Consider the following 25,745-nt stretch of genomic DNA (forward strand, 5'->3'; position numbering starts at 1 on the left):
TTCATTCGTATCTGTTTAATGGAAGAAGGAAAGAGATAACATGTTTATTAAATTCCTTCTATTTTTTCATAGCTTTATCGACTTTTTGATTGATCGATTCTTGATAGAGATCAGCATAAGTTTTTGAGTCTTCAATAAGTGCATCGCAGAAAGCAGCAACGTCTGTTCCTGTGACTTCAAGCACACCTTTTCCAGCTGCTGCTCCTTCTTCAAAAAAGCTGAGAATGTCAGAAAGCAGTCCGATGCCATTGTTTAGCTCAACAGGACCGACTTTGAAGAGATATTTTTGGATCTCTTTATAGACAATTTGGTAATCTTGTGGAAGCGCTTTGACACGTGAAACATGGGCTTTCCACTCTTTTTTGCCTTCAATGATTTTTTTGATGCTCATTTCAGTCCTCCTAATTTTCTTGCGACGTTCTTGTTGAGTTGGTCACGCCATTTATCTCTGTAGGATTTTGCGCCTTCGTTACCAACAAGCGCTTCACAGAAGCCGCTGATATCATCTCCTAGTACTTCTTCGATGCTCTGGCCGTCTGCTGATGTAACTTCAAGCAGTTCAAGAGTACTGTCAAGGATGGGCATCAGATTACGGCCGGTGAAATCTCCGTGAATCCAGAGTTTATTTTTAATTTCTTGCCAAGCAGTTTGATATTCAGCTGGCAAGACTTTTGCTCGTGCTTCAAAATCTTTCATGGCTTTTGTCATATCGCTGCCGGTTATTTTTTCTAAAAAGTTCATTGTAGTCTCCTTTAAGATACTAAAGTAAAGTTCTATTATTTAATCGCATCGTTGAGTTTTTGCCGTTGCTTCTCAACCCATGATTTTGCATCACTGGCAAGATCATCACAGAAGGCTCCTACATCATTGCCAGTAACTTCTTTAACGGGCTTGCCATCGGCTGCGGCTTCTTCAAGAAGGTCGATGATGTGATTAAAGACGAATTTTGTTTCTTGCCAATCCATCACACCGCCAGTGTTCCACAGATATTTTTGCATCGCTTTGTAGGCTTTGCCGTAGTCTTCAGGTAAGGATTTTGCACGGTTTTCCATTTCACGTCATGCTTTCTTTTCGCTAAAATCCCCAAAGATTTTTTCAAAAATACTCATCATATTACTTCTCCTTTTGATTTTATTTTTGTTTTGAGTTCGTTAATTTTGCTTGAGACGAAATCCCATTTTTTCCAAAAAGTTTCAAGATGCTCTTGACCTGCTGCGTTAAGTGTGTAAAATTTTCTCGGCGGTCCCATAGTGGATGGCTTTTTCTCGATGTTCACCAGATTGTTTTTCTCAAGTCGCATGGTAATTGTATAAACTGTTCCTTCAACCACATCAGTGAACCCAAGTTCCCGCAGCTGTTGCGTGATTTCATAGCCATAAGTTTCTCCGCGGCTGATGATCTCAAGCACACAACCTTCAAGCACCCCTTTCAGCATTTCTGTAATATTTTCCAAATTTTTCATCTCCATTTTACCGGTATTCTGTGTTACTTATTACTAGTATATAGTATGACTAAATAGCTGAATTGTCAATAAAACTTTTCGTCAAAAAGCCCATTTTTATGTGTACAAGGAATACGAGAGCCACCCACCCCTTTGATTCCCGAAAGCACTAAATAACTATATTCTGCATACAAAAAGACAGCCAAGGGTAAACCCAATATAAAAAGGATGACAGATATGGCCTTCGATTACGATTTGGATTTTGACACCATAGATTTCCGCAAGAATCCTGAACTGTATAGGGTTGGCAGGGGAGAACAGGGTGTGCTGCTGGTGGAGCCTTATAAGAGCGAGATCCTGAAGTATTGGCGATTTAAGACTCCGGAAATCGCTGAGGAGTCATCTTATAAAATTTATCAGATGTTTCTCGATTATAAGGAGAAAGAAGATTTTGTCGGGATGGACATGGCAAGGAAATTTCTGCAGATGGGATATACAAGAGCCCGCCGGTATACGAATTACAAAGGCGGGAAGAAATATGATGAGAATGGCAAGGTAAACGAAAGGCAGAATGATCCGGTGAAGGCGGAATCGGCGTCCATCTTTATGGAGAAATGGAAGCTCGCGCGGGAGGATCAGGATTATCTTAAGCGAAAAAAAGAGCATCAAAAGAAATATGGCTGAAGCAGCATGCACTTTGCACTCAGCATAAAGGATACATGAACTTGAACAACAGAGTCTTTGTTTTAAGGGGAAGATAATCTTGAAAGTTTATACAATTGGACATTATAACCATTCGATCGAACAATTTTTAAAGCTGATGGGAGCAGCTGAAATTAACTTTGTGGCAGATGTCCGGGCATTTCCTGCAAGCCGCAGGAATTCACACTTTAATAAAGAAAACATGGCCCAGTGGCTGAAAGAAGCGGGGATTCATTATCGCCATTTTCCCGGTCTTGGCGGGAGAAGGAGAATGTCTGGCCAGGTAGGGGAGCAATTGAACGAAGGATGGAATAACCGCTCGTTTCACAATTATGCGGATTATACACTGACGGATGATTTTCAGTATGCTTTGGAGCAGCTAAAGGAACAGGCCGCAGAAACGACGCTTGTCTATATGTGTTCAGAATATCATCCGGCAAGATGCCATCGCCTTCTCATCAGCAACTGGCTGAAGGCAAATGGATGGGATGTGCGCCATCTCATTCCTGATGCCAAGGGAAATCCGAAGATTGTCCCACATGAATTGGGGAAGTGGGGAGCCATGCCAATCATTGAAGAAGATGGAACTGTCGTTTATCCGAAACTTTAATAATGGGAAGGGATATGTAGTGATAGCCGGAACCATGCCTGAACACAAACAGTACATTCGCGGGCTATCTATTAAAAATGCTTATGTGATTGTCGCTGTTTAATAGATTTTAGGCTGGAGTTAATGAAAACATGGGCAGGTTAGGATTCAGGCATTATCCAGACGATTTCACGAATACGAACAAAAAATGTAGAATCGTATTCTTGAATGACAACATGATCAGGCTTAGCATCAACAACCATTCCGCTGACTGAACCGCGTGTGGTATCCAGGACGGCTCTTTTTCCTTTTAAACTGCGCAGCGCTTCATAAACAAAGGGTTCTATGGCAATCACTTGCATAGGGCCATTCTGTGTTGTTTGCGGATTTACTCGGTAGGCATACATAGGGTCCATTCTCTTCCCTCCAAAGTATAGTGCTGTTTTATCTAATCAATCTATGCCAGTATAGCTTGACGCGTTCGGAACATAGGGACGGTTCTTTTGTTTCCCCTTTTTGAAACAGCTGCTGTATTGTGGCTGCTTTTTAATTTGCAGTAGTTTTCACCTATATGGTTTCAATAAAATGGTATAATTTAAAGTGAGATTATAATTTTAATATAAAGAATCTGCAGATTTTAAATAGAGAAACAGGAGTGGTTGAATTGAATTCAATGCTGCAAATGGGGGGAAATACAGTGTTAAGTTCCCCAAAAGGTTATGTGACCGTTAGCTACGATATGTCTCATTTGATCGATATTTCCTTAACTGCTTTCCTTTTAACGGATTCAGATAAGGTGCAAGGAGATAGCGGGATTATTTTTTATAATCAGCCAAAGAGTCCTTCTGGTGCAGCAGCCCTATTGCCGGCTGAAAATAAAGGAACTAGAAAAGTACATACTATTCAATTTGATATGAGTAAAGTCCCTGCAGGCATTCATAAAATAGCCATTACTCTGACAGAGGATAATCACATGGGGTTCTCGAATGTAAAGAATTTAAAAGCCGAGATATGTACGGGTCATACCACTACCGAGTTAACTCCATCGAGTTTTACAAAGGAAAATGGGATTGTGGTTTTAGAATTATATGTAAGGAATGGTCAAATTAAGGCAAAATCAATCTGGCGCGGATTTGAATCCGGACTTGAAGGGTTATGTAAAAATTACGGTGTGGAAGTGGATTCCACTGAAGAAAATAAGCCTGTTGAAACTAAGGCCGTTCAGTCTCTTCCTGCTGCTGCTGAAAACAAACAATTTCAAAGCACGATCACTCTTGAAAAGGTGAAGGGCAAAATCAGTCTCGACAAAGGCCAAAAGCCGGTGATCATTGAAAAAACACCACAGATTACCGCCACGGTATCCTGGAAAACTGGGACAGATTATGATATCTATGCTTTGGTTTATACAAAGGATGGCAGGCAGATCGATGTCGCCATGTTTGGGGCAAGCGGCACACCTCCACTTAGAAGTTTTGCAAACGGAGCAGTTGAACATATGGGGGATGTAAGAAGAGATTACAGTTCAACCAAGACAGAAGTAATTAAATTGAGGCTGAATAATGACATTCTGGCAGTCGTGCCTGTCGTTTATTCTGCCCAGTCTAATGGAACGGGTTCTTTCTACAGATACAAAGTGTCCATGAGTATAGATAATCACAGCGGCACCTCCGTTACGATCTCAGCTAAAAATGCCAACAATGATGACCGCATTTATACCTGTGTGCCCGGAATTCTCCATAATACGCCAGATGGAGTAATCATTAGTCCACTGGAGCTGTACAGTTCACCGGATTCTGAGTATAGACCTAAACTCAGAATGGGGCCTTCCAATATGGTAGAGGTTGTAATGGATGCAGGTCCCAGAAATGATTACAAATAAAAGAAGAGATATGATTCACAGAAATACTTAAACCTGGATTAGGGAGGATAACTAATTATGGAAAAAATATTAATTATGAATGCTTTTTTATTCAGTGTAATAATCATTTTTTTACTTTATAAGAATAAAAACAAACACAATAATATGTCCATTATGGTTGTATTACTTATCCTCCTTTCCGGTATATTTTCTGTAACAGCATATCTTATAAAATCCAACTATTCTATCATACTATACACTCTGCAATGGATATCCCTGCTGGTTGCTGTAATTTTGCAATTCAGGATAAAGAATTCCAAAGAGAAACTTCACAAGTGATATTAGACAGGTGCCCGTCCCCAACCGGCCAGGCACCTTTTGGCTTTTTATTAGAATTCATGATAATCTGCCAAAGAGAAATCATCTTGAGTGATGGCAGCGTTTTTTCTAGCGGATATTCCTCAGTTTGGTTATAAAATTGTAGAGAAAGGTTGATGTAGTTAAATCTTTACCTCGACTTTCCTTCCCGCATCAATGCTACTCGATAAGGGAATAAGTCCCCTTCCATCATGCCCTCAGAAATAGCGGGGTCATCTCTCATGAATTGTTCAGCACTCGTTTTATTTTCAGCTTCAAAGATAACAATTCCAAATCCGGTTTCATCGTCATTCAGTGTTCGTCCTGCCAATATCACTTTACCCTCTTCGGTATATTCTTTGAGCCTTGCGAAATGGCGGCTGATAATCTCTTCTGCCGTTTGCGTCCAGCTTTCCCTTTCTAAAAAATGTGCTTTTAATCTTAATTTATATAAATATTGTTCCATTGATCTATCACCTCATTATTAAATCGATAACACTTGGATCCTTATAAAAAGCAGCATTTTTGTACCTATTCGGGATAAAACATTAATTTCCTTCTCTTAATAATCCCTCATTTTGCTGCGGTTTCACCCTTATGTTTAATGGAATACAAATTAATCCTATTTTCCCATAACAGCCCAAATCATGATATATTTTAATAGGTACGAACTAGATAACCAAAGGGGTATGTATGAAGGAGTTTAATAATAAATCCAATAAAAAAATCTATCATATTGTGGCGTTTATCATGATCGCCATTATGATCCTGGGGCTGGTGGCGGATAATCCGCGGATGGGTGACTTTGGGGCTGGCTATATGCTGAATCTGGTGCTGGTCCTCATTCTGTCGGCCTGTCTGCTGCTGTATCCCCGGGCTGATACGTTTGCACATAGAATGATAATCACGATTGTTTCGTCTGTTTACTTTTATACGCTGTTCTTTTTATATCCCGAGACCTGGTCGAACTTTATTTTTCTGTGTCTGATTCCTGCTATTTCAATCCTGTTTTTTGATTCCAGGATTTTTTATTTTTCGCTGGTTCTCAATTGTGCGGGTTCGGTGCTTCTGTTTGGCTATATTGCGGCTGTTGATCACGGTCATCAATATGCCTATATACAGCAGGATTTAATAGGGAATGTAATTAACTTTTTTGCAAGCCAGGTGGTTGTTTTTTTTATTTTCTTCTTAACGAATGGGCGGATGAAAAAACAGCAGCTCTATTATGAACAAATTCAGCAGTCTGGGCGCTTGAAGATAACAGGCCAGCTGGCAGCTGCGGTTGCGCATGAGGTCAGGAATCCTCTGACCGTGGTGAAGGGTTTTCTGCAGTTATTTGAACAGGATCCTTCCTTTTCTTCCAGTCGAAAGGGACAGATTTCACTGATGATTGATGAATTACATACAGCTGAGCAGGTGATTTCTCAATTTCTGTCTGTTGCGAAACCGGAAAATGAGATTGCATCTGAAACAGTGGAGGTCAAGGCTGTTCTGCAGAGTGTGGCGGATTTGCTGTATTCGTATGGGCTGCTGCATGATAACCGGATTGAAGTAAATGTGGCCGATAACTGTCATATCGCCGTGAACCGGCTGGAGTTTAAACAATTGCTGATCAATATTATGAAAAATGCGATTGAGGCATCGGTGCTTGGGGATATCGTTCAGGTTACGGCTGCAAGGGAAAAAGAATTTGTTGTCATAAAGGTTACCGACCAAGGCAGAGGGATGACCGAATCAGAAGTTGCCTCACTCGGAACGCCCTTTTATTCTCTGAAAAGCAAGGGCACCGGACTGGGTATGATGATTTGCTTTGCGATAGTGGAAAAATATAAAGGGACCATTCAATTCAAGACTGCTTTAGGGCACGGAACAATCGTTGTGATACGCTTTCCATCCATTTAAATACAGGTGCCTGACCCCAGCTAAACTGCAAGTGCAGAGGGTCAGGCACCTTTTGTTATATCCCCTATTTCTTCACTACAGGAATCCACATCTCGCCGAATACCATTCCATTTCGCTGCCCCATTTCAACAGAGGCATTGGGCCCGCCGACATAGGCGTAATCCGTTGCTTCCGGCAATGCTTGACCAAAGGCAATCCCTGTAAGCATATTGCTCAATTCCTCAGATGTTCCGGCTTCCCCTTTCACAATGAGGTATTCTCCTTCAGGAAACTGAATCAATCTGGTTGCTTCTGGCAGAGATGCCTTTGTCATGACGCCTGCATAATGCATCATCTTGTTATTTACGGCTTCGTTTACGACAAAAATATAATCATTTGTGGCCAGGGCCTTTAATTTGTCCAGCCTTCCATCCTGTTTGACTGCCTGCCAGAAGTCTGCTTTTTCCTGATTTATGCCTGCATAATCTGTGTAATCGCTCTTCAATTCAGTTCCAATGCCTAATACGGTAAAGCTTTCTTTTTCTTCCAGAGTATATATTGCCATTTTCAAAACCATCCTTTTTTAATCATTTCAAATGAGTTGCCCATTTGATAAGTTTATAATAACGTTAAACCATGTCAAAAAATGATCCTGTTTAGGGAGGACACAATGAAAAAAGTGGAACGGATTAATGTGATGATGCGGTATATCAACAACCGCGCCCACTTTACTATCTCTGAAATCATGCGGGAATTTAACATTTCCCGTTCAACAGCGATTCGTGATATTCGTGAAATAGAAGCCATGGGGATGCCGCTTGTCGCTGAGGTCGGAAGGGATGGGGGCTATTTTGTCATGAACAACTCCGTCCTGCCCACTGTCCGCTTTACCGATAATGAGATCAAAGCTCTGTTTATCGCCTTTATGGCTACAAGAAATCTGCAGCTCCCCTATCTAAAGAGCCGTCAGTCTTTAGCTGAAAAACTGCTCGGCCTGATCTCTGAAGCCCAGCAGGAAGACCTGGTTCTCTTAAATCAAATCCTGCTGTTTGAAGGGACCAACCCTAATAATCCCGATTTGCTTGACCTGTCAGACCTCCCCCATCCGATGCTGGAAAAACTCATTGAATCTCTTATTTTGGACCGCTACTTATGGATTACCGTAAAAGAAGAGAAAGAAATCAGGCCTTATCCCATTTATCTTTTGCACCTTTATCGTGAAAAAAGCATTTGGAAGGTTGAAGCCTTTGACTTAAAGGAAGAAAAGAGACAAATATTCCCCGTGGATAATCTTATCGATGTTGAACCATATCCTGTGAAAAAAAGAACAAGCAGGAGAAATATTTTAGAAAAACTCAGCATGCAGGACGAGACTACCAATCTTGTCATTGAACTCGGTCCGCAGGCGATTGCCCAGTTCAAAAAATACCATCCTATTAAGGCTTCCATAGCCTACACAAATCCTTATCAGACCACAGCCATTCTAAAGACTTTTATAAATGTAAATAATTCGGAAGAGCTGACTGAAATAATCAATTGGCTCCTTTTCCTGGGTGAGGATATCAATGTCAGGGAAATGCCAGAAAAAGTTTTAGAAGGCCTGCAGAAGAGATTAAGATTATTCCGTTCATAAGAAGGTAACTGTGTATCTAAATAGAAAAGGATGATGCTTTCTTAATAGCATCACCCTTTTTCATTATTATATAACTCCCTGTGCGATCATGGCATCGGCTACTTTTATAAAACCTGCGATATTAGCGCCTGCCACCAGATTGCCTGGATAGCCATAATCCTCGGCAGCTTTGACGCTGCTCCGGTATATATTCATCATAATTTGCTGCAGTTTTTCATCCACTTCTTCAAATGTCCAGGATATTCTTGAGCTGTTTTGGGCCATTTCTAATGCAGAAACGGCAACACCGCCTGCATTTGCAGCTTTTGCCGGGCCAAAGAGAACGGTGTTTCTCAGAAACTCATTGATGGCCCCGGATGTGCATGGCATATTTGCTCCTTCACCAATGGCTTTAACTCCATTGGCAACAAGGATTTCTGCTGCTGCCTCATCAATTTCATTTTGTGTCGCACACGGCAGAGCAATGTCACAGGGGATGGACCAGATGCCGGAACATCCCTCAAAGTATTGGGCATGGGGATGTTCCTTCACATATTCCCGGATTCTTTCCCTCTCAACTTCCTTCAGCCTTTTTACTGTATCAAGGCTGATGCCGTTTGGATCATAAATATAGCCGTCAGAATCGCTGCAGGCCACAACCTTCGCGCCTAACTGTGCCGCTTTTTCAATCGCATAGGTAGAGACATTTCCTGAACCGGAGACAATGACAGTGCTTCCTTTAAAGGAAAGGCCTATTTCCTTCAGCATTTCCTGAACAAAGTAAACCGTACCGTAACCTGTCGCTTCAGTTCGGGTTAAGCTTCCTCCATATCCGATTCCTTTCCCTGTCAGAACTCCAGCTTCATACCCTCCACGGATTCTTTTATACTGGCCAAACAGATAGCCTATTTCCCTGGCGCCGACTCCAATATCTCCGGCAGGAACGTCTACATCCGGTCCGATATGCCTGCTTAGTTCCAGCATGAAGCTTTGGGTGAATCTCATAATCTCACCATCAGATTTCCCCTTAGGATCAAAATCAGCTCCGCCTTTTCCTCCTCCAATCGGCAGGCTTGTAAGGGCGTTTTTGAAAATTTGTTCAAAGCTCAGAAATTTGATGATGCTGGCATTTACAGAAGGATGGAATCGCAAGCCGCCCTTGTAGGGACCGATTGCACTATTGAATTGAACCCGGAAGCCGCGATTCACCTGTACTTTTCCCTGATCATCCACCCATGGGACTCTAAAGGTAATCACTCTTTCAGGTTCCGCTATTCTTTCAAGAATACTTTGCTCCATGTATACGGGGTTTTTCTCAAATACTGGAACGAGTGAATCAAATACTTCTTTAACAACCTGATGAAATTCACTTTCATTAGGATTGCGCTTTTTGACTGTTTCGAATACCGCCTGAACATAATCCTCCGCCTGTATTCGCTTCTCATTAATTTCTGTTAGTGCAGTCATACTGCCAATGGCCCTCCCTTTAAGTCCAAATGAAATCCTTCAATAATTTCCAATTATTCAAAAATTGTATGATTCTTTCATTTTATAGTTGTAAATCAATCTAAACAATATGAAAATTAGATAATATTGATGCCAAAATTAGATGAATGGCAGAAGGGAGGTAAAAATCACATGGAATTAAGGCAGATTAAATACTTTATTGAAGTGGCGAAAAGAGAACATGTAACAGATGCGGCTTTAGCTTTACATGTGGCACAATCTGCTGTGAGCAGGCAGATTTTCAACCTTGAATCAGAGCTGGGGGTTAATTTGTTTATCCGTGAAGGAAGGAACGTAAAATTGACGCCGATCGGCAAACTATTCTTGGAACAGATGGAAGAAGCCATAAAGGTAATCGATAATGCCAAACGGCAAGTCAAAGAGTATCTGGATCCGGAGCGTGGCAGAATACGTTTCGGCTTCCCAAGCAGTCTGGCACTTTATACGCTGCCTTCCATCATATCTGCTTTCCGCGGGCGCTATCCTCATGTGAAGTTTGAACTGAAACAGAGTGCTTATCATGATTTAATCAGCGGAGTGGCGGAAGGGGAAATCGATATGGCATTGATTGGCCCTCTCCCTAAGAAAGAGAAAAAGGTTAAAGGGGATATTTTATTCACCGAGAAAATGGTTGCTTTGGTTCCTGCTGCCCACCCTTTAGCAGACAAATCTTTATTGAATCTGAACCACCTGAAAGATGAAACCTTCATTCTGTTTCCTAAGGGGTATGTTTTGCGTGAATTGTTCGATGATGCTTGCAGTCAGCATGGCTTTCAGCCTAAAGTGTCATTTGAAGGCGATGATATTGATACGATTAAAGGTTTGGTCTCAGCAGGTCTGGGGCTGACGCTTATTCCGGAATCTACATTGGTTGACAGCCTGCCGCGTTCCACAGTAAGGCTGCCTGTCATGCCACAGATTACCCGTGCGGTAGGAATCATTATTCCAAGTGAACGCCAGCTGCTGCCCACAGAGAAAATATTCTATCAATTTATTCGTGATTTCTTTGCCGTTTTGGACCAATTCCAAAACTGACCAAGCCATAACAGGTGCTTTTATCATGCCGGAGACCAGATTTCCTTAGGGGAATTTAAATAGGCACTGTCATCAGGGATTCTTTTTCATTTTAGGTCTTCATTTGGAGGATTTTCCATCCGACTTAGCGAATTTGGACTTCGATAGTGAAATGGCAGGCATCTCCCTGGAAAAAGGTCGGGGGGAGCTGCCTTTTCAAAGAGAAGGAGGCTTATATGATTGAGTTTAGAGAGATAGACCGCCACAATTTTTTCGATGTTATTGATTTGCGTGTAGCGGAAGTGCAGAAGGCGTTTGTGGCGCCGAATGTGTTTTCACTTGCGCAGGCTAAGGCGTTTCCGGAGTGTGAGTGCTTAGCGATTTATCATGATGATGTGTTAGTGGGCTTTACGATGTACTGCATGGATGATGACGATAAAGAATACTGGATTTACCGTCTGATGATTGATGCGAAGCACCAGTCAAAAGGGTACGGAAAAGCGGCCATGGAGAAGCTGATTGAGCGGATTAAGCTGGATCAGGAGCATAAGGTGATTTATTTGAGTTTTGAGCCTGAGAACCATCTCGCGAAGGGGCTATATGAAAAACTCGGCTTTGAAGCGGACGGCCGGGTTATTGATGGGGAAATTGTTTATAAATTGGCGTATTAATTAAAAGAGCTCCTGCTGAGGGAGCTCTTATTCATGGAGGTGAACCCATTGCTTAAAAAGAACAGCAAATGGATTGCAGTCTTCTTATTCCTTATTCTTTTGATTGCCGGCATGCTTGATCTTAAGTATCAAGGGCTGTTTTATCAGCTGCTGCCGGAGTCCATTCAATCAAAATTGACAGGTGTCTGATCCTCAGGCACTTTTGTTTCGACGCCGGTAAAGGCCTGTCCCCAGTTCATTAAAAGCAATGGCAGCCAGTATAATCGCCGTGCCCAGCCACTGCATCGGGGTTACCGTTTCTGACAAGATTATGCTGGCTGACAGGATGGCAATGGGCAGTTCAATGGAGGTTAGTATATTGGCAATTCCTCCTGAAACCAAAGGTGCACCAGCCGCGAAAAAAAGCGGTGGAAGAACTGCGCCAAAGAGTGAAACCCCGACGGCAATCGTCAGCAGATTTTCCTCCAAAGGCAGAACAGACGGGATATCACGCATGAACAGGATCAGCACCAGGATGGCTGATCCCGTCACCATCAATGAACTCCTTATCCAGGGATCCACATTCACAGCAACCTTGCCGCTGAAGAAGATGAAACCGGCATAAGTGATCGCGGAGAGGATTCCTAAAATAAAACCTTTAACTGGAAGGCCCTGTATGTCGCCATTTACAATATTAGAAGCGAAAAAGACCCCGATTATTATTAAAATGATCGAAAGCACGGTGACAGGCGCCGGTTTTATTTTGCTGAAAGCCCATTCTAAAAGAATTCCGATCCAGACAAACTGGAACATTAAAATGATGGCCAGTGATGCAGGAAGATACTGCATAGAACCATAATAGAAAATGCTGGTTAAGCCGACAAAACAGCCGGTCATCATGATTTGCAGCATGTTTTTCATATGGAGTCCTTTGAAACTGGACCGTTTTATCAATGTGAAGGACCATAATAAAATGAAGGAAATAACCATCTGCGCAATCGTAATCTGTCCCAGAGAGTAGCCATAACTAAACCCCAACTTTGCAAAAATCGGTGTAAATCCGAAAAAGGAAGCACCGAGCAGTATATATAAAATTCCTTTATTGATTTTCAATTTGAAACCTCCTTGATGCAAACGTAAAAAAGGTGCTACATATGTATCACCTTTTTTAGCTTAATTGTGCCATTAAACTGCCAGCTGCCTGGTTTCCGCATTCTTCCCTTCCAATCTCCGGTAAATAAACGCAAGCAGCGCCGCGGGGATCGTACATACCACCATTCCGATAAAGGCAAACCTTGGTTCCATTTCATAAAGATACCCGCCGAAAATGGTGAAAAGGGCTGTGCTCCAGCTGAGGGCGAGTGCCGAGTAGACCCCTTGAGTAATGGGCACCTGTTCATGAGGAACATATTTAATTAAATATTTCATGAAGGCGTAATGTGCCATGGCAAATGAAAAGGCATGCAATATCTGGCTAATGCTGAACACAATGACATGCGGGAAGGCAAATACGAGTACCCAGCGTGCAGTGGAGCCCAATGCTGCCAGTGCCAGTAATGAACCGATTGAAAACTTCCGGAAAGTCCGGTCCGCAATGAAGAAGAAAAGAATTTCTGCAATCACGCCAATATTAATAATGGCGCCGATTAAATATTTTGGTGCCTGAATTTCCTGTAAGTAAATATAGCCATAATTGTAATAGGAAGCATGCGCTGCCTGCAGCAGAATCACAATGATGAGCACCAGGCCGAAGTGTCTGATGCTGAATAATTTCCTTATGGCTCCTTTGGTCTGTCCGGCTTTCGGTTTTTCAGATAATACTGCAGGTGTATTCATGAAGCCGAGACAAAGAACTACAAGCATGCCGAATAATAACGCCCAGAAAATGGCCTCATCCCCGAACCCTCCTGTAAAGAAGGTCAGAATCATACCGGACACAACGAATCCGATTGATCCCCAGGAGCGGCTTTTTCCATAATCCTTTAATTGTTTGTTTTGGACAAGAATGCCCGCAGCACTATCCAGTGCAGGCATCAGTGCCGGATAAAAGAAATGCAATAGCAGCGTTACCAGCAGCAGGCTGGCAAAAGAGTCGGCCGGAATATAGCAGAGAATGGCGATCAGCGTACCGGCTGACATCCCGTTCAGCAGGATTCTGCTGCTGAATTTTCCTGATAAATAGGGAAAAGCAAAGAGTGTGGCAAGCCCCCGAATGGCCAGGCCTAAGCTCATGATTAAACTCGCCTGTGTAACGGTCATTCCTTTTATATGGATTAACCACCCTGTCCAGTAGGGCAGAAAAATGCCCCAGGTCATAAAAAAGCTGAAAAACTGCCTGCTCATCCAGCTTTGTGTCTTCATAAAAATCCCTCCGATATTTGCATGATATCAGGAAGCTTCGTACAATAATATGAGATATATCATATTTTGGGGTGGATGATGGAAACGTACAAAGGGAAAAAAAGACAGCATTACCTGGAGAAGCACTCAATATCCCATTTATTTTCTTTTCCGATTGAGGAGTTTATGGAAGTGCGGGAATATAAGCGGGATGAATGGATTATACGCGAGGGCATGAGGCCGGATTATTTATATTATGTCATCGAGGGAAAAGCCAAGATTTACGTGACATATCAAAATGGGAAGGTATCTTTGATTAATTTTATCAATGCCCATGATTATATCGGGGAAATGGAGCTTTTGCATGAAGTGTACTATACAAAGGGGATTCAGGCCTCAGCGAAGACAGTCTGTTTTGCGATTCCCCTGCACCATTACCGCAAAAAGCTGCTTGAAGACACGACCTTTCTCCGGGAGCTCACCAAGTTTCTAAGCGTGAAAGCAACCAAGATGGCTGAAAAGTACTCACAGGGCCTATCCTTTCCGCTTGAAAATCGGCTGGCAGACTTCATCCTGCAAACCGCTGATGGTGATGTATATAAGGAGAAACATGTAAGCGTCTGTGACTTTTTAGGAGTGTCCTACCGCCATCTCCTGCATGTCCTTGTACAGTTTTGCGATAAAGGGTATTTACACAAAGAAGGACGCCATTACCATATTCGGCAGCCGGACGAATTGCACAGGCTTGCGGATGTGCTGAAAAATGGGTTGGAGACTGGCGGCTGAAATCGATTAGGAAACTATTCTGGTTTTGTGGCTTCCAACTTTTCACGAGGTTTGTTGCACTTTGTATATTATTACTGAGTTGATTGTAGCGGAAGGTGCGAGACTCCTGCGGGAGTAGCGGGACAGGTGAGACCCCGCAGACGCGAAGCGTTGAGGAGGCTCACCGCCTGCCCCGCGGAAAGCGAGCATCCTGGAGCGGAAATCAACGGACTACATTGAGAGGCGAAAAATGAAAATATATACAAAAAGATCTTTAAAAAAGGTAAGCGGTTTCATTCACTGAAATTACCAGCTTCCCAAGCATTCAGGCATACCGGGAAAAAGGTCATTTTTATTGTGCCATAACCATTGCCAATTCATCCTTTCAGGCTTATAGTGAATACGAAGGATAAGCTATTACAAAACCTATATATATCTGAAAGGTTTATATAAAGGAGAAGAAGTCAATGTTAGCAGCAAAGAACAGCTACAGAATCGAAAAAGATTTTCTAGGCTCTAAGGAAGTTCCGGCGGATGCTTATTATGGCGTTCAGACGCTTCGTGCGGTTGAGAACTTTCCGATTACAGGCTACCGGATCCATCCGGAGTTAATCAAGGCAATGGCCATCGTAAAAAAAGCAGCGGCCATGGCGAATATGGAAGTTAAGCGCCTTTACTCAGGAATCGGAGACCCGATCGTACAGGCTGCGGATGAAATGATTGAAGGACTTTGGCATGATCAGGTGATTGTGGACCCAATCCAGGGCGGTGCCGGAACGTCCATTAATATGAATGTTAATGAAATCCTTGCGAACCGTGCGATTGAAATCATGGGCCATGAAAAGGGCGATTATTCTCATTGCAGCCCTAATACCCATGTTAATATGTCGCAGTCGACGAATGATGCTTTTCCGACAGCTATGCACATCTCAGTGTTAAATCTGCTGGATCAATTAATCCTGACAATGGAAAATATGCACTCTGTTTTCCTTGAAAAATCAAAGGAATTCAGCCATGTGATTAAAATGGGACGGACTCATCTGCAGGATGCTGTTCCAATCAGGCTTGGCCAGGAATTTGAAGCCTACAGCCGCGTTATTGCACGCGACATCAAGCGCATTCAGCAATCCAAACAGCATTTATATGAATTGAACATGGGGGCAACTGCAGTCGGTACGGGGCTGAATGCCATCCCGAAATACATTGACTTAGTGGTGAAGCATATTGCCGACATCAGCGGCCTGCCATTTAAAGGGGCAGAACATCTTGTAGATGCCACTCAGAATACCGATTCTTATACAGAAGTCTCCGGAGCACTGAAAATCTGCATGATCAATATGTCCAAAATCGCAAATGACCTGCGTCTGATGGCGTCTGGTCCAAGAGCGGGTCTTGGCGAAATTTCCCTTCCGGCAAGACAGCCGGGCTCATCCATTATGCCTGGTAAAGTAAACCCTGTTCTTCCGGAGCTGATCAATCAGGTCGCCTTCCAGGTTATCGGGAACGACAACACGATCTCCCTTGCTTCAGAAGCGGGACAGTTGGAACTGAACGTCATGGAGCCAGTCCTGATCTTTAACCTTCTGCAATCGATCAGCATTATGAACAATGCGTTCAATACGTTTACAGAGCATTGTGTAAAAGGAATCGAAGCCAATGAAGAAAGAATGAGGGACTACGTTGAAAAGAGTGTCGGCATCATTACTGCCGTCAACCCTCACCTTGGCTATGAAGTCGTATCCAGAATCGCCAGAGAAGCGATTTTAACAGGCCGTTCCATCAGGGAACTGTGCCTGAAATATGATGTTCTGACAGAAGAAGAACTCGATTTAATCCTCGATCCATATGAAATGACGGATCCTGGCATTGCAGGCGCTGCACTGCTTGAAAGAGATTAAGGCAAACAAAAAACGCTTGTCCCCGATTGAGGGGCAAGCGTTTTTGCTATCTAGAAAGTATTATCTGTAGTTAGATAACTGTCTAGCTCCAGGCGCCATCGGCTCGAGGTCATAAGCAAATCCGTCCAAAAGGTTAAAGAACAACCTTTCAGCCGGCTCGTCTTATGCTTGAGGCCCGCAGGATGCGGGTCATGCAGACGTTGCCACAGGACGTGGCGATTTTAGTCTGCGTTCCTTTATAGGCGGGCGCCTTCCGCTTTTCTATTCATTCCAATTAGTGTGGAAAGTTCCTTCCAAATCTGTCCGCTCATACGTATGGGCACCGAAGTAATCACGCTGGGCCTGCAGCAGGCTGGCATTTGATCTTCCATTCCGGTAGCTGTCGTAATAGGAAAGAGAAGAGCTTAGGCATGGCAATGCGATGCCGGATTGAATGCCTTCGCAGACAATTTTGCGCAAGCCTGTCTGGTAGTCCCTGATTCTTTCCGCAAAGTAAGGGGATACCAGGAGGTTTGCCAGGTTCGGCTGCTCCTGGTAGGCTTCACTGATGACATTCAAGAATTCCGCTCTAATGATGCAGCCGTCGCGGAAAATAAGGGCGATATCCTTCAGAGGCAAATTCCAGCCATTTTGCTCGGACGACATTTTATATTGTGTAAATCCTTGTGCATAGGCACACACTTTGCCCATATATAAAGCCTGTCTGATATATTCAATCCAGATGTCTTTTTCAAGGGTTATCTGATCCTTCTCAGGACCTGTTAAAAGGGTTTCTGCCGCCACACGCTCATCCTTCAAAGCAGAAATATAGCGTGCGAATAAGGATTCTGTAATGATCGAGGTTGGGATTCCATTATCGATGGCTTGGAGGCTGGTCCATTTGCCGGTTCCTTTTTGCCCGGCTTTATCAAGAATGACATCGATTTGCGGCAGCCCTGTACGCTCATCTTTTTTCCTTAAAATAGCTGCTGTGATCTCGATTAAATAGCTCTTCAGCTCGCCTTGATTCCATGTTTCAAAGATATCCGCTATTTCCTCAACAGATAATTCCAGCTTTTCTCTTAAAAATGTATAGGCCTCAGCAATCAGCTGCATATCTGCATACTCGATTCCGTTATGTACCATTTTGACAAAGTGGCCTGCCCCTTTAGGTCCGATGTAAACACAGCAAGGCATCCCGTCAACCTTTGCAGCGATCTTCGTAAGAATCGGAGCCGCTTTTTCATAGACATCCTGATCACCGCCAGGCATGATGGAAGGCCCTGTTAATGCTCCCACTTCACCGCCTGAAATGCCGATACCCAGATAGCCGATTCCTTTTGCTTTCAGATCATCATATCTTTTTTCCGTATCTTTGAAGTGGGAGTTGCCCCCATCCATGATAACGTCGCCCTCTTCAAGGAAGGGGAGTAAGCTTGCGATAACAGAATCAATGGCTTTTCCAGCCGTCACCATTAAAAAGATCTTTCTCGGTGTTTCCAAAGACTGGACAAAATCCTCTACTTCAAAATAAGGGCTTATAGTTTGACCTTCCAGCTTTTGTACAAGCTGATCGGTTAAATCCCTTGTGTAATTATATACAGCTACTTTCTCGCCGTTATTGGCCATATTTAAAGCGATATTGCTCCCCATTACTCCGAGACCAATAACACCAATTGTATTTAACATAGTTCCTGCTCCTTCATTCAGATTAATAGGCAATGAACCCCTCTTATGAAATAGGGTTTCATTGCCTTAAAGTGTTTATACAAATAAGCTTAACAATAAAATAAATCCTAATCCAGCCACAGATATTATTGTTTCAAGCAATGTCCATGTTGCAAACGTTTCCTTCATGCTCAAACCGAAATATTCTTTGAACATCCAGAAGCCGGCATCATTGACGTGAGAAGCGATTAAGCTTCCCGCACCTGTTGCAAGCACTACTAGGGCAAGATTCACATCCGTTTGGCCCAGCAGCGGAATGACTAAACCTGCTGTCGTTAATGCGGCCACTGTGGCAGATCCTAATGAAATCCTGAGGATTGCCGCGATAATCCATGCCAGTAAAATCGGAGACAGGCTTGTTCCTTTGAAAAGCTCGGCCACATAGTCACCAACACCGCCATCAATTAAAACCTGTTTGAAGGCGCCGCCTCCTCCGATAATCAAGAGCATCATGCCGATATGGCTGATAGCGGTTGTGCAGGAATCCATCACATTTTTGATTGGAATTTTCCTAGCCAGTCCCATGGTATAGATGGCAACCAATAAGGAGATCAGCATCGAAGTGCCGGCATCGCCAATAAAACGGATGGCAGCAAGCAGGCTATTATCTTCAAATCCCATTGTTTTTTGAAGCAATGTAATAATCGTCGCGATTGACATTAAAATAACAGGAAGCAAAGCCGTAAATACACTGATTCCAAAAGCTGGTGTGTCCTCAAGCTTAAAGGTTTTCTGCTCTCCCAGAGAAGCGATGTTTCCGCTTTTTGTGAATGAATCCGGAACGAGCTTTTTAGCCATTTTCGTAAAGACCGGTCCAGCTAAAATAACGGTTGGAATCGCAATGATAAAACCATAAAGCAATACTTCCCCAATGTTTGCACCGTATTCGCCCGCAATAACTGTTGGACCCGGGTGAGGCGGCAGGAATCCATGTGTGACAGATAAAGCCGCTGTCATCGGGATACCAAGATACAAAATAGAAATCTTTAATTCTCTTGAAATAGCAAATACGATCGGAATTAATAATACAAGTCCCACTTCAAAGAATAAGGCAACACCGATAATGAAGGATGCAGCCACTACTGCCCACTGAATATTCTTTTCGCCGAATTTATTGACAAGAGTCATGGCGATTCGCTGGGCGCCGCCAGAGTCGGCGATCAGCTTGCCCAGCATGGCGCCAAGTCCGAAGATGAGTGCCAGGTGGCCAAGTGTCCCGCCTAATCCGGCTTCGATGGTTTTGACAATTTGGTCGAGCGGCATTCCGAGTGCCAGCGCAACACCAAATGAAACGATAATCAATGAAATAAAGGTATTTAATTTTAAGCCCATTATCAGAATTAATAAGGCAACGATTCCAATTGCAACTATTAACAGCGGCATTGTCATTTCCCCCTAGTCATGTTGAATTAATTTTCTTTGATAGTTTGCGATCGAAGTATATTCATCTTCCAGCGCTCTTGATAATTGGATGAAGATCGGCAGCAATTGTCTGTATTCTCTTGCAGCATCTTCATTCGGTGTATGCTTGTACGTATCGCCCACCATGTCTGAAACAGCATCAAACGAGTCGATTTTTCCTGTGGCATATAATCCTAAAATACAGGCACCGAGACAGGAGCTTTCATAGCTTTCCGGTATGACGACTTCCGATTCAAAAATATCGGACATCATTTGCCGCCAAACCTCAGATCTGGCGAAGCCTCCTGTTGCCTGAATCCGGGTTACCGGGCCGTCCATGCATTCCACTAATGCCAGATACACGGTGTACAGATTATAAATGACGCCTTCAAGCGCTGCCCGAATCATATGCTCCTTCTTATGGGACATCGTTAATCCGAAGAAAGACCCGCGCACGTCCGGGTTCCATAAAGGAGCGCGCTCACCTGCGAGGTACGGATGGAACAGCAGGCCATCAGCGCCCGGCCTTACACGTTCGGCGATTTTGGTTAATACTTCGTACGGATCAATGCCCAATCTCTTGGCCGTTTCAATTTCGGATGAGGCAAATTCATCCCGGATCCAGCGGAGGACCATTCCTCCATTGTTCACCGGTCCGCCAATCACCCAATGATTTTCTGTTAAGGCGTAACAGAAAATTCTCCCTTTTTCATCGGTCTGGGGCTTGTCAATAATGGTCCGAATCGCACCGCTTGTCCCGATGGTGATGGCGATTTCGCCTTTTCTGATTGCATTCACACCCAGGTTCGAAAGCACTCCATCACTTGCGCCGATCACAAAAGGTGTCTCTGGATCGATGCCCATTTGTTTGGCTAAAATAGGATGGCAGTTTTGGAACATTTTTGTCGTAGGCACGAGTTTGGATAGCTGTGAGCGGGTGATGCCCGCAATCGCCAATGCTTCTTCATCCCAGTCCAATGTCTTGAGATTCATCATGCCCATGCAGGAGGCAAGTGAATAATCGACAGCATATTCATCAAACAGCTTTTTGAAAATATATTCTTTAATGCCGATATATTTTTTGGTCCTGCTGGCGATCTCCGGACGCTCCTTCACAAACCAGGTGATTTTGCTTAATGGGGACATCGGATGAATCGGTGTTCCGGTCCGTTTATAGACCCCATGTCCATTCCATTCTTTCTTAATTTTGCGTGCCCAAGCTTCGCTGCGGTTATCGGCCCAGGTGATGACCGGCGTAAGCGGCAGGTCATTCTCGTCCATCGCGATCACACTGTGCATCGCACTGCTGAAGGAGACAAAGGCCAGTTTTTTATCATGATGGTTTTTCATAATATTCGATATTGTCTGAACTACAGCAGAAAAAATCTCCTCCGGATCCTGTTCTGCTGTGGAGATATCAGGAGTGTACAGAGGGTATCCGATGTTCTCCTGCTGAATCACATCCCCCTTTTCACTGAATAACACGGCTTTTGTACTGGTGGTTCCAATATCAATCCCTAACATATAGCTAGTCATCTTGTTGTTTAACCCCTTTTGACAGCATTTGCTGTGACCTCCATAAATCGTCCACTTTCCCTTGAACATCATCAAAATTTTCGTGCAGCGACTGAATCATGAGGTCTCTGTCTTTTGTTTTAATTGCATCAATATATAGTTCATGATTTTTCACAATCCGATCAAGGTCTTCATAATTTTCCTTAAAGCGCACGCGCATGGATAAAAGAATGAAGCCTTCCATCACGGGCTTTAAATTATTCCAGATCAGCTGGATATAAGAATGGCCAATAGACCCGATGATAATTTCGTGGAACAGAAGATCCTGAAACGCAAACTCATCAGCATCCCGATACTTGACAGCCACCTTCATCATTTCGAGCACCTTGCTGAGCTCCATCGCCAATTCATTTGTGTCCATGCTGATAAGACGTTCAAACACGAATGTCTCAATCATGAGACGGACATCGTAAATTTCTTCTATTTCTTTTTCGGTTAACCCGGCAACAACCGCACCCGTTCTTTCCAAGCGGATAATATTTTCAGATGCCAGTGTCCGTAAGGCTTCACGAATCGGTGAACGGCTCACAGAAAAATCAGCGGCCAATTTATTTTCAGAAAGCGTGGTACCGCTTTCAATCAAACCGGCAATAATGCGCATCCTAAGCTCATACGCGACACGATCGCCAGAGGAAGCCTTAGACAGCCATTTTTGCGGATATAGAAATTCATTAGAATCCTTCATGACATCACCTTTGTAAAATAACATTTTGAGTATACGTGTATACTTGTATACAAGTATTATAATCCAAATAAAATAAAATGCAAACGCTTTAATTCTTATTTGATTGGATTTATTGTTTAAATTTGGGTTTGTTTGCGGGTGTGTGGTGGAGCTGGGAGTGGGTGCATTTTGACGACGGGGCAACTTCGGACGCAGAAAGGCAGAATCGAGGATCCAGAGTCAGAACCTAGGCCAAGTTCGGACACAGAAAGGTAGAATCGAGGATCCAGAGTCAGAACCTGGCTCAACTTCGGACACAGAGAGTAGAAATCCGGGATCCAGAGTCAGAACCTAGGCCAAGTTCGGACACAGAAAGGTAAAATCGAGGATCCAGAGTCAGAATCCGGCCCAACTTCGGACACAGAAAGATAAAATCTAGGACCCAGAGTCAGAACCTAGGCCAACTTCGGACACAAAAAGGTAGAATCGAGGATCTAGAGTCAGAACCCGGCCCAACTTCGGACACAGAGAGTAGAAATCGGGGATCTAGAGTCAGAACCTGGCCCAACTTCGGACACAGAAAGGCAGAATCGAGGATCCAGAGTCAGAATCCGGGCCAACTTCGGACACAGAGAGTAGAAATCGGGGATCTAGAGTCAGAACCTGGCCCAACTTTGGACACAAAAAGGTAAACTCGAGGACCCAGAGTCAGAACCTAGGCCAACTTCGGACACAGAAAGGCAAGATCGAGGATCCAGAGTCAGAATCCGGCCCAACTTCGGACACAGAGAGTAGAAATCTGGAATTCAGAGGCAGAACCTAGGCCAACTTCGGACACAGAAAGGCAGAATCGAGGATCCAGAGTCAGAACCCGGCCCAACTTCGGACACAGAGAGTAGAAATCGGGGATCTAGAGTCAGAACCTAGCCCAACTTCGGACACAGAAAGGCAAGATCGAGGATCCAGAGTCAGAATCCGGCCCAACTTCGGACACAGAAAGGTAAAATCTAGGACCCAGAGTCAGAACCTGGCCCAACTTCGGACACAGAAAGGCAGAATCGAGGATCCAGAGTCAGAATCCGGGCCAACTTCGGACACAGAGAGTGGAAATCGGGGATTAAGAGTCAGAACCTGGCCCAACTTCGGACACAGAAAGGTAGAATCGAGGATCCAGAGTCAGAACCTGGCTCAACTTCGGACACAAAAAGTAGAAATCGGGGATTCAGAGTCAGAACCTGGCCCAACTTCGGACACAGAAAGGTAAACTCATGGACCCAGAGTCAGAATCCGGCCCAACTTCGGACACAGAGAGTAGAAATCGGGGATTCAGAGTCAGAACCTGGCCCAACTTCGGACACAAAAAGGTAGAATCGAGGATCCAGAGTCAGAACCCGGGTACACCATCGGACATAAGAACCCGAACCAGTCTCACCTCCTCCCATCAACAATACTCACTTATAATAGGTATTACTGGTGATGCCGCGCGCTGTAAAGTATTTCTTTAATACCCTGGAGTAAGTTCGTTTGCTTATATTGGCATTACACCATTCATATATACTTTGGGACGTCAGCTTTCGCTCGGGAAAGAGAAGTTTGAACTCTTTTATATTGCGCAAAATACCCTGATCCATTTTTTCATGCCCACCGCATTTTTCGCATACCAGATTCTTGTGTACAGGACTGAGAAGAGAATGACAGTCCAGGCAATACATCCCTTTTTTCAGCTGGTCAAAGTGATAGTCAGGCAAAATGGTATAAGGATTTTTGGTTTGATGGAGTGACAGTAATTGCTGGGCCAGTTTTCTGTGACCCTCATTCAGTTTGGACGGGGTATGATTCAAGTCTTTCAGGAATCGGCTTATTTGGGTTGGCAGGATAATGGGCTGGTCCATGGGGGCTTGGTATAAGGTGAATTCAGGGTTGATAAAAATAACGGAGGCTTCAACGGGAATGGTTTGCTTGAGGATTTGAAGCAGCTGGCGGAATAGGGCGGCACTTCTCTTTAATTGGTATACAGGATTCTTATATTCCCGGCCGGTATTTGCGGCATATAGCTTGTCAGATTCCAAGTGCCAGTCTCCCTGGAAATTTTTTATTTCTATTAGATGAATCGTTCTTTCTGAAATGATCAAGGTATCAATTTGAAAATAGGAGTTGTTCACTTCCAGTAACAAATCATGAATCACCAGCCTTTCTTCGGTCAGTTTTTCTGTCAGAAGGTCAAATTTCACCTCTCCTTCATAGCCTTTTTCAAGGTTTGCCCAATGCTGTTTTTCTTTTTCGGTTAACTCCATTCGGGTGTTCAAATATCTCATAGACCATAATTCATCCGATGGAAATCTTCTTTTTAATAACATTTTCCACTTCCTTTCTTTACCTATAAGTCTATTTTAAGGTAAATCCCAAAAATTACAAATGCTATTCCAAGGCTTTCTTCCCATTTGCCGATTTCCATGAAGCAGGAAACATAAAGATCAAATAAAGGAATACAATTCCAATGTTACTGGAATAAATGGGAGGGGTTCATTTGGATAAGATTCTTTTAAAAAGAAATCCAGATATAAATATCAACATCATCCTGGCAGACGGAGTAAGAGTATGGCAATAAAGACAGCCGAACGATTGATGAAAATGCGCAGAATCTGTGGTTATGGCGCTGCGATAGCGGTGACTCCTTATCTGCTGATCAAAATCGCCTGGACGTTTGGCTTCTTTCTTCCGACAGAGCAAATGGGCGAAGCCAGCTGGCGGGGGATTAATGCAGCTACAGCGGTTATCGCTGCGGTCGGCATCCTGCTGGCAATGGCGTTCTGCAGGCCTTGGGGTGAACGGCTGCCCGCCTGGATGGTGGCCCTGCCCGTGTGGCTGGGTACCGGTCTTCTAGTTCCCCTGCTGCTGCTGGCGCCTGTCCTTGGCCCGGCGGCCATGGCTCAGGATCAGGAGGCAGGTGCCGCCGGCTTCTGGATTTACGAGCAAATCTTCGTTATGGTCTCTCTTGTCGGAGTCGGGATTTGCCTTCCTTTGGCTTTGGCAGGATATGCCAAGGCGCGGTGGCCTGAGGCGCTTGGCGGTCCGATCGACTGCGGGGAAGTGCCGGGACACACTCGGCAACTGCAGACCGCATTGGGGAGGATCACTGCGGCAGGCTGCATGATTCTCGGTGCCATAAAGATATTTTGGGCGGCAGGCGGAACCCTTGGCATCAACCCGGATATGCTGGAATCCCGTGATTTGTGGTGGCACCTTCTGAGCTTGAGTACCGGCGGGTGGGCCTTAGTCGGTTCTTGGGGACTCCTCGCGCTGATCACCCGCCGCGGGTCGCGAAGGTTTCTGCCTTCCATGGCAGCTGCATGGATTTCGTCTGGCATGCTGTTTTCATATAATTTATTTTCTATTATTCGCCCGGATTTTCAATCCAGTCCGGAGTACCCGCTGGCACGAGTAATGACCACGGAGATGGGTATTATACTGGGCGTCATGATGGGGATGATTATTCTACTGGTTCTGCATGACCGCAGGCAGGCAATGATTAGAAAGGAGTCTTAGGGAGAACATAGTTGTGCTGGGGTTTTCGCATCCCAAAACCCCGCCCTCTTTCTAATTTGTCTAAAATAGTATATAATTATCAGATAATGCTAGCTATATTACCTTATCAATCATTATAATAGAATAGAATGTGTATTTTGTGTGACGGAAAAGGCGCGTCCTTGGGTGATGTCTTTCTAGTGGTGATGCCTGAGCAAAGCGCCTGCAGTTTTTGGCAAATTTCTGGGATAAGGAAGGGT

The 25,745-nt window shown here is 44.0% G+C and carries 26 protein-coding genes; 11 read left to right on the plus strand and 15 right to left on the minus strand.

Annotated elements, in window-relative coordinates:
• Positions 1–58: 58 nt before the first annotated feature.
• The 4 genes from CE058_RS03750 to CE058_RS03765 are packed head-to-tail and all read right to left on the minus strand — an operon-like array spanning position 59 to position 1,453.
• Positions 59–391 (minus strand): DUF1048 domain-containing protein, encoded by a 333-nt coding sequence (locus tag CE058_RS03750; RefSeq protein ID WP_163140333.1) that lies wholly within the window; start codon positions 389–391, stop codon positions 59–61.
• On the minus strand, positions 388–741 hold the full coding sequence (locus CE058_RS03755; RefSeq protein ID WP_163140335.1) for a DUF1048 domain-containing protein: 354 nt from the start codon (positions 739–741) through the stop codon (positions 388–390). Before CE058_RS03755 ends, CE058_RS03750 begins: the two co-directional genes overlap by 4 nt.
• Before the next feature lie 35 nt (positions 742–776).
• A complete protein-coding gene (locus CE058_RS03760; protein ID WP_286167854.1) occupies positions 777–1,052 on the minus strand; it encodes a DUF1048 domain-containing protein in 276 nt (91 codons plus the stop codon).
• 56 nt (positions 1,053–1,108) lie between these two features.
• On the minus strand, positions 1,109–1,453 hold the full coding sequence (locus tag CE058_RS03765; RefSeq protein ID WP_163140337.1) for a PadR family transcriptional regulator: 345 nt from the start codon (positions 1,451–1,453) through the stop codon (positions 1,109–1,111).
• Positions 1,454–1,678: 225 nt separating this feature from the next.
• Here CE058_RS03765 and CE058_RS03770 point away from each other — a divergent pair, with 225 nt between their 5' ends.
• Together CE058_RS03770 and CE058_RS03775 are read left to right on the plus strand one after the other, a co-directional pair.
• Positions 1,679–2,125 (plus strand): DUF4385 domain-containing protein, encoded by a 447-nt coding sequence (locus CE058_RS03770; RefSeq protein ID WP_163140339.1) that lies wholly within the window; start codon positions 1,679–1,681, stop codon positions 2,123–2,125.
• A 79-nt stretch (positions 2,126–2,204) separates the two neighbouring features.
• A complete protein-coding gene (locus tag CE058_RS03775) occupies positions 2,205–2,753 on the plus strand; it encodes a DUF488 domain-containing protein (RefSeq protein ID WP_163140341.1) in 549 nt (182 codons plus the stop codon).
• Between the two features lie 140 nt (positions 2,754–2,893).
• On the opposite strand, the gene CE058_RS03780 is transcribed toward CE058_RS03775, so the two are convergent.
• The gene (locus CE058_RS03780) at positions 2,894–3,148 is read right to left on the minus strand and encodes a YuzF family protein (protein WP_082138999.1); all 255 of its coding nucleotides are present in this window, start codon (positions 3,146–3,148) and stop codon (positions 2,894–2,896) included.
• Positions 3,149–3,396: 248 nt separating this feature from the next.
• On the opposite strand from CE058_RS03780, the gene CE058_RS03785 reads away from it, so the two are divergent.
• Positions 3,397–4,611, plus strand: coding sequence for a TerD family protein (locus CE058_RS03785; RefSeq protein ID WP_163140343.1), 1,215 nt, complete (start codon positions 3,397–3,399; stop codon positions 4,609–4,611).
• Positions 4,612–5,098: 487 nt separating this feature from the next.
• Here the strand turns inward: CE058_RS03785 and CE058_RS03790 are convergent, their stop codons facing one another.
• Positions 5,099–5,413, minus strand: a complete 315-nt coding sequence (locus CE058_RS03790) for a YciI family protein (RefSeq protein WP_048010249.1) — start codon at positions 5,411–5,413, stop codon at positions 5,099–5,101.
• A gap of 227 nt (positions 5,414–5,640) precedes the next feature.
• On the opposite strand from CE058_RS03790, the gene CE058_RS03795 reads away from it, so the two are divergent.
• Positions 5,641–6,849, plus strand: coding sequence for a sensor histidine kinase (locus CE058_RS03795; protein ID WP_163140345.1), 1,209 nt, complete (start codon positions 5,641–5,643; stop codon positions 6,847–6,849).
• Positions 6,850–6,913: 64 nt separating this feature from the next.
• Here CE058_RS03795 and CE058_RS03800 read toward each other — a convergent pair whose 3' ends face one another.
• Positions 6,914–7,393 carry a GyrI-like domain-containing protein gene (locus CE058_RS03800; protein ID WP_163140347.1) on the minus strand — a complete coding sequence of 160 codons (480 nt, stop codon included), beginning with the start codon at positions 7,391–7,393 and terminating at the stop codon, positions 6,914–6,916.
• A gap of 105 nt (positions 7,394–7,498) precedes the next feature.
• On the opposite strand from CE058_RS03800, the gene CE058_RS03805 reads away from it, so the two are divergent.
• Complete coding sequence (locus tag CE058_RS03805; protein ID WP_163140348.1) at positions 7,499–8,461, plus strand: helix-turn-helix transcriptional regulator; 963 nt, start codon at positions 7,499–7,501, stop codon at positions 8,459–8,461.
• A gap of 66 nt (positions 8,462–8,527) precedes the next feature.
• Here the strand turns inward: CE058_RS03805 and gdhA are convergent, their stop codons facing one another.
• A complete protein-coding gene (gene gdhA / locus CE058_RS03810; RefSeq protein WP_163140349.1) occupies positions 8,528–9,907 on the minus strand; it encodes an NADP-specific glutamate dehydrogenase in 1,380 nt (459 codons plus the stop codon).
• 171 nt (positions 9,908–10,078) lie between these two features.
• On the opposite strand from gdhA, the gene gltC reads away from it, so the two are divergent.
• The 3 genes from gltC to CE058_RS24665 all read left to right on the plus strand — a co-directional run bounded on the left by gltC (position 10,079) and on the right by CE058_RS24665 (position 11,820).
• A complete protein-coding gene (gene gltC / locus CE058_RS03815; protein ID WP_163140350.1) occupies positions 10,079–10,981 on the plus strand; it encodes a glutamate biosynthesis transcriptional regulator GltC in 903 nt (300 codons plus the stop codon).
• 215 nt (positions 10,982–11,196) lie between these two features.
• On the plus strand, positions 11,197–11,631 hold the full coding sequence (locus CE058_RS03820; protein WP_163140352.1) for a GNAT family N-acetyltransferase: 435 nt from the start codon (positions 11,197–11,199) through the stop codon (positions 11,629–11,631).
• A 33-nt stretch (positions 11,632–11,664) separates the two neighbouring features.
• Complete coding sequence (locus CE058_RS24665; protein ID WP_204260510.1) at positions 11,665–11,820, plus strand: hypothetical protein; 156 nt, start codon at positions 11,665–11,667, stop codon at positions 11,818–11,820.
• A gap of 3 nt (positions 11,821–11,823) precedes the next feature.
• Here CE058_RS24665 and CE058_RS03825 read toward each other — a convergent pair whose 3' ends face one another.
• Together CE058_RS03825 and CE058_RS03830 are read right to left on the minus strand one after the other, a co-directional pair.
• On the minus strand, positions 11,824–12,723 hold the full coding sequence (locus CE058_RS03825; protein ID WP_163140354.1) for an EamA family transporter: 900 nt from the start codon (positions 12,721–12,723) through the stop codon (positions 11,824–11,826).
• A 72-nt stretch (positions 12,724–12,795) separates the two neighbouring features.
• Positions 12,796–13,971, minus strand: a complete 1,176-nt coding sequence (locus CE058_RS03830; RefSeq protein WP_163140356.1) for an MFS transporter — start codon at positions 13,969–13,971, stop codon at positions 12,796–12,798.
• A 78-nt stretch (positions 13,972–14,049) separates the two neighbouring features.
• Here CE058_RS03830 and yeiL point away from each other — a divergent pair, with 78 nt between their 5' ends.
• Together yeiL and aspA are read left to right on the plus strand one after the other, a co-directional pair.
• The gene (gene yeiL, locus CE058_RS03835; protein ID WP_163140382.1) at positions 14,050–14,736 is read left to right on the plus strand and encodes a transcriptional regulator YeiL; all 687 of its coding nucleotides are present in this window, start codon (positions 14,050–14,052) and stop codon (positions 14,734–14,736) included.
• A gap of 446 nt (positions 14,737–15,182) precedes the next feature.
• Entirely contained in the window at positions 15,183–16,613 is a 1,431-nt protein-coding gene (gene aspA / locus CE058_RS03840; RefSeq protein WP_048010257.1) for an aspartate ammonia-lyase, read from the plus strand.
• A 261-nt stretch (positions 16,614–16,874) separates the two neighbouring features.
• Here the strand turns inward: aspA and gnd are convergent, their stop codons facing one another.
• The 5 genes from gnd to CE058_RS03865 all read right to left on the minus strand — a co-directional run bounded on the left by gnd (position 16,875) and on the right by CE058_RS03865 (position 24,317).
• Entirely contained in the window at positions 16,875–18,281 is a 1,407-nt protein-coding gene (gene gnd / locus CE058_RS03845; RefSeq protein ID WP_163140358.1) for a decarboxylating NADP(+)-dependent phosphogluconate dehydrogenase, read from the minus strand.
• Positions 18,282–18,356: 75 nt separating this feature from the next.
• Positions 18,357–19,703, minus strand: a complete 1,347-nt coding sequence (locus CE058_RS03850; RefSeq protein WP_159345847.1) for a GntP family permease — start codon at positions 19,701–19,703, stop codon at positions 18,357–18,359.
• Positions 19,704–19,715: 12 nt separating this feature from the next.
• Positions 19,716–21,257, minus strand: a complete 1,542-nt coding sequence (gntK, locus tag CE058_RS03855) for a gluconokinase (protein WP_163140360.1) — start codon at positions 21,255–21,257, stop codon at positions 19,716–19,718.
• Complete coding sequence (locus CE058_RS03860) at positions 21,250–21,981, minus strand: GntR family transcriptional regulator (RefSeq protein WP_163140362.1); 732 nt, start codon at positions 21,979–21,981, stop codon at positions 21,250–21,252. Before CE058_RS03860 ends, gntK begins: the two co-directional genes overlap by 8 nt.
• A gap of 1,430 nt (positions 21,982–23,411) precedes the next feature.
• Entirely contained in the window at positions 23,412–24,317 is a 906-nt protein-coding gene (locus tag CE058_RS03865) for a nuclease-related domain-containing protein (protein WP_163140364.1), read from the minus strand.
• A gap of 241 nt (positions 24,318–24,558) precedes the next feature.
• Between CE058_RS03865 and CE058_RS03870 the strand changes: the two genes are divergently transcribed.
• Complete coding sequence (locus tag CE058_RS03870; protein ID WP_163140366.1) at positions 24,559–25,506, plus strand: hypothetical protein; 948 nt, start codon at positions 24,559–24,561, stop codon at positions 25,504–25,506.
• Positions 25,507–25,745 lie beyond the last annotated feature (239 nt).

The sequence above is a fragment of the Bacillus sp. 22-7 genome, assembly GCF_010628845.1.
GTDB classification, from domain to species: domain Bacteria; phylum Bacillota; class Bacilli; order Bacillales; family Cytobacillaceae; genus Cytobacillus; species Cytobacillus firmus_B.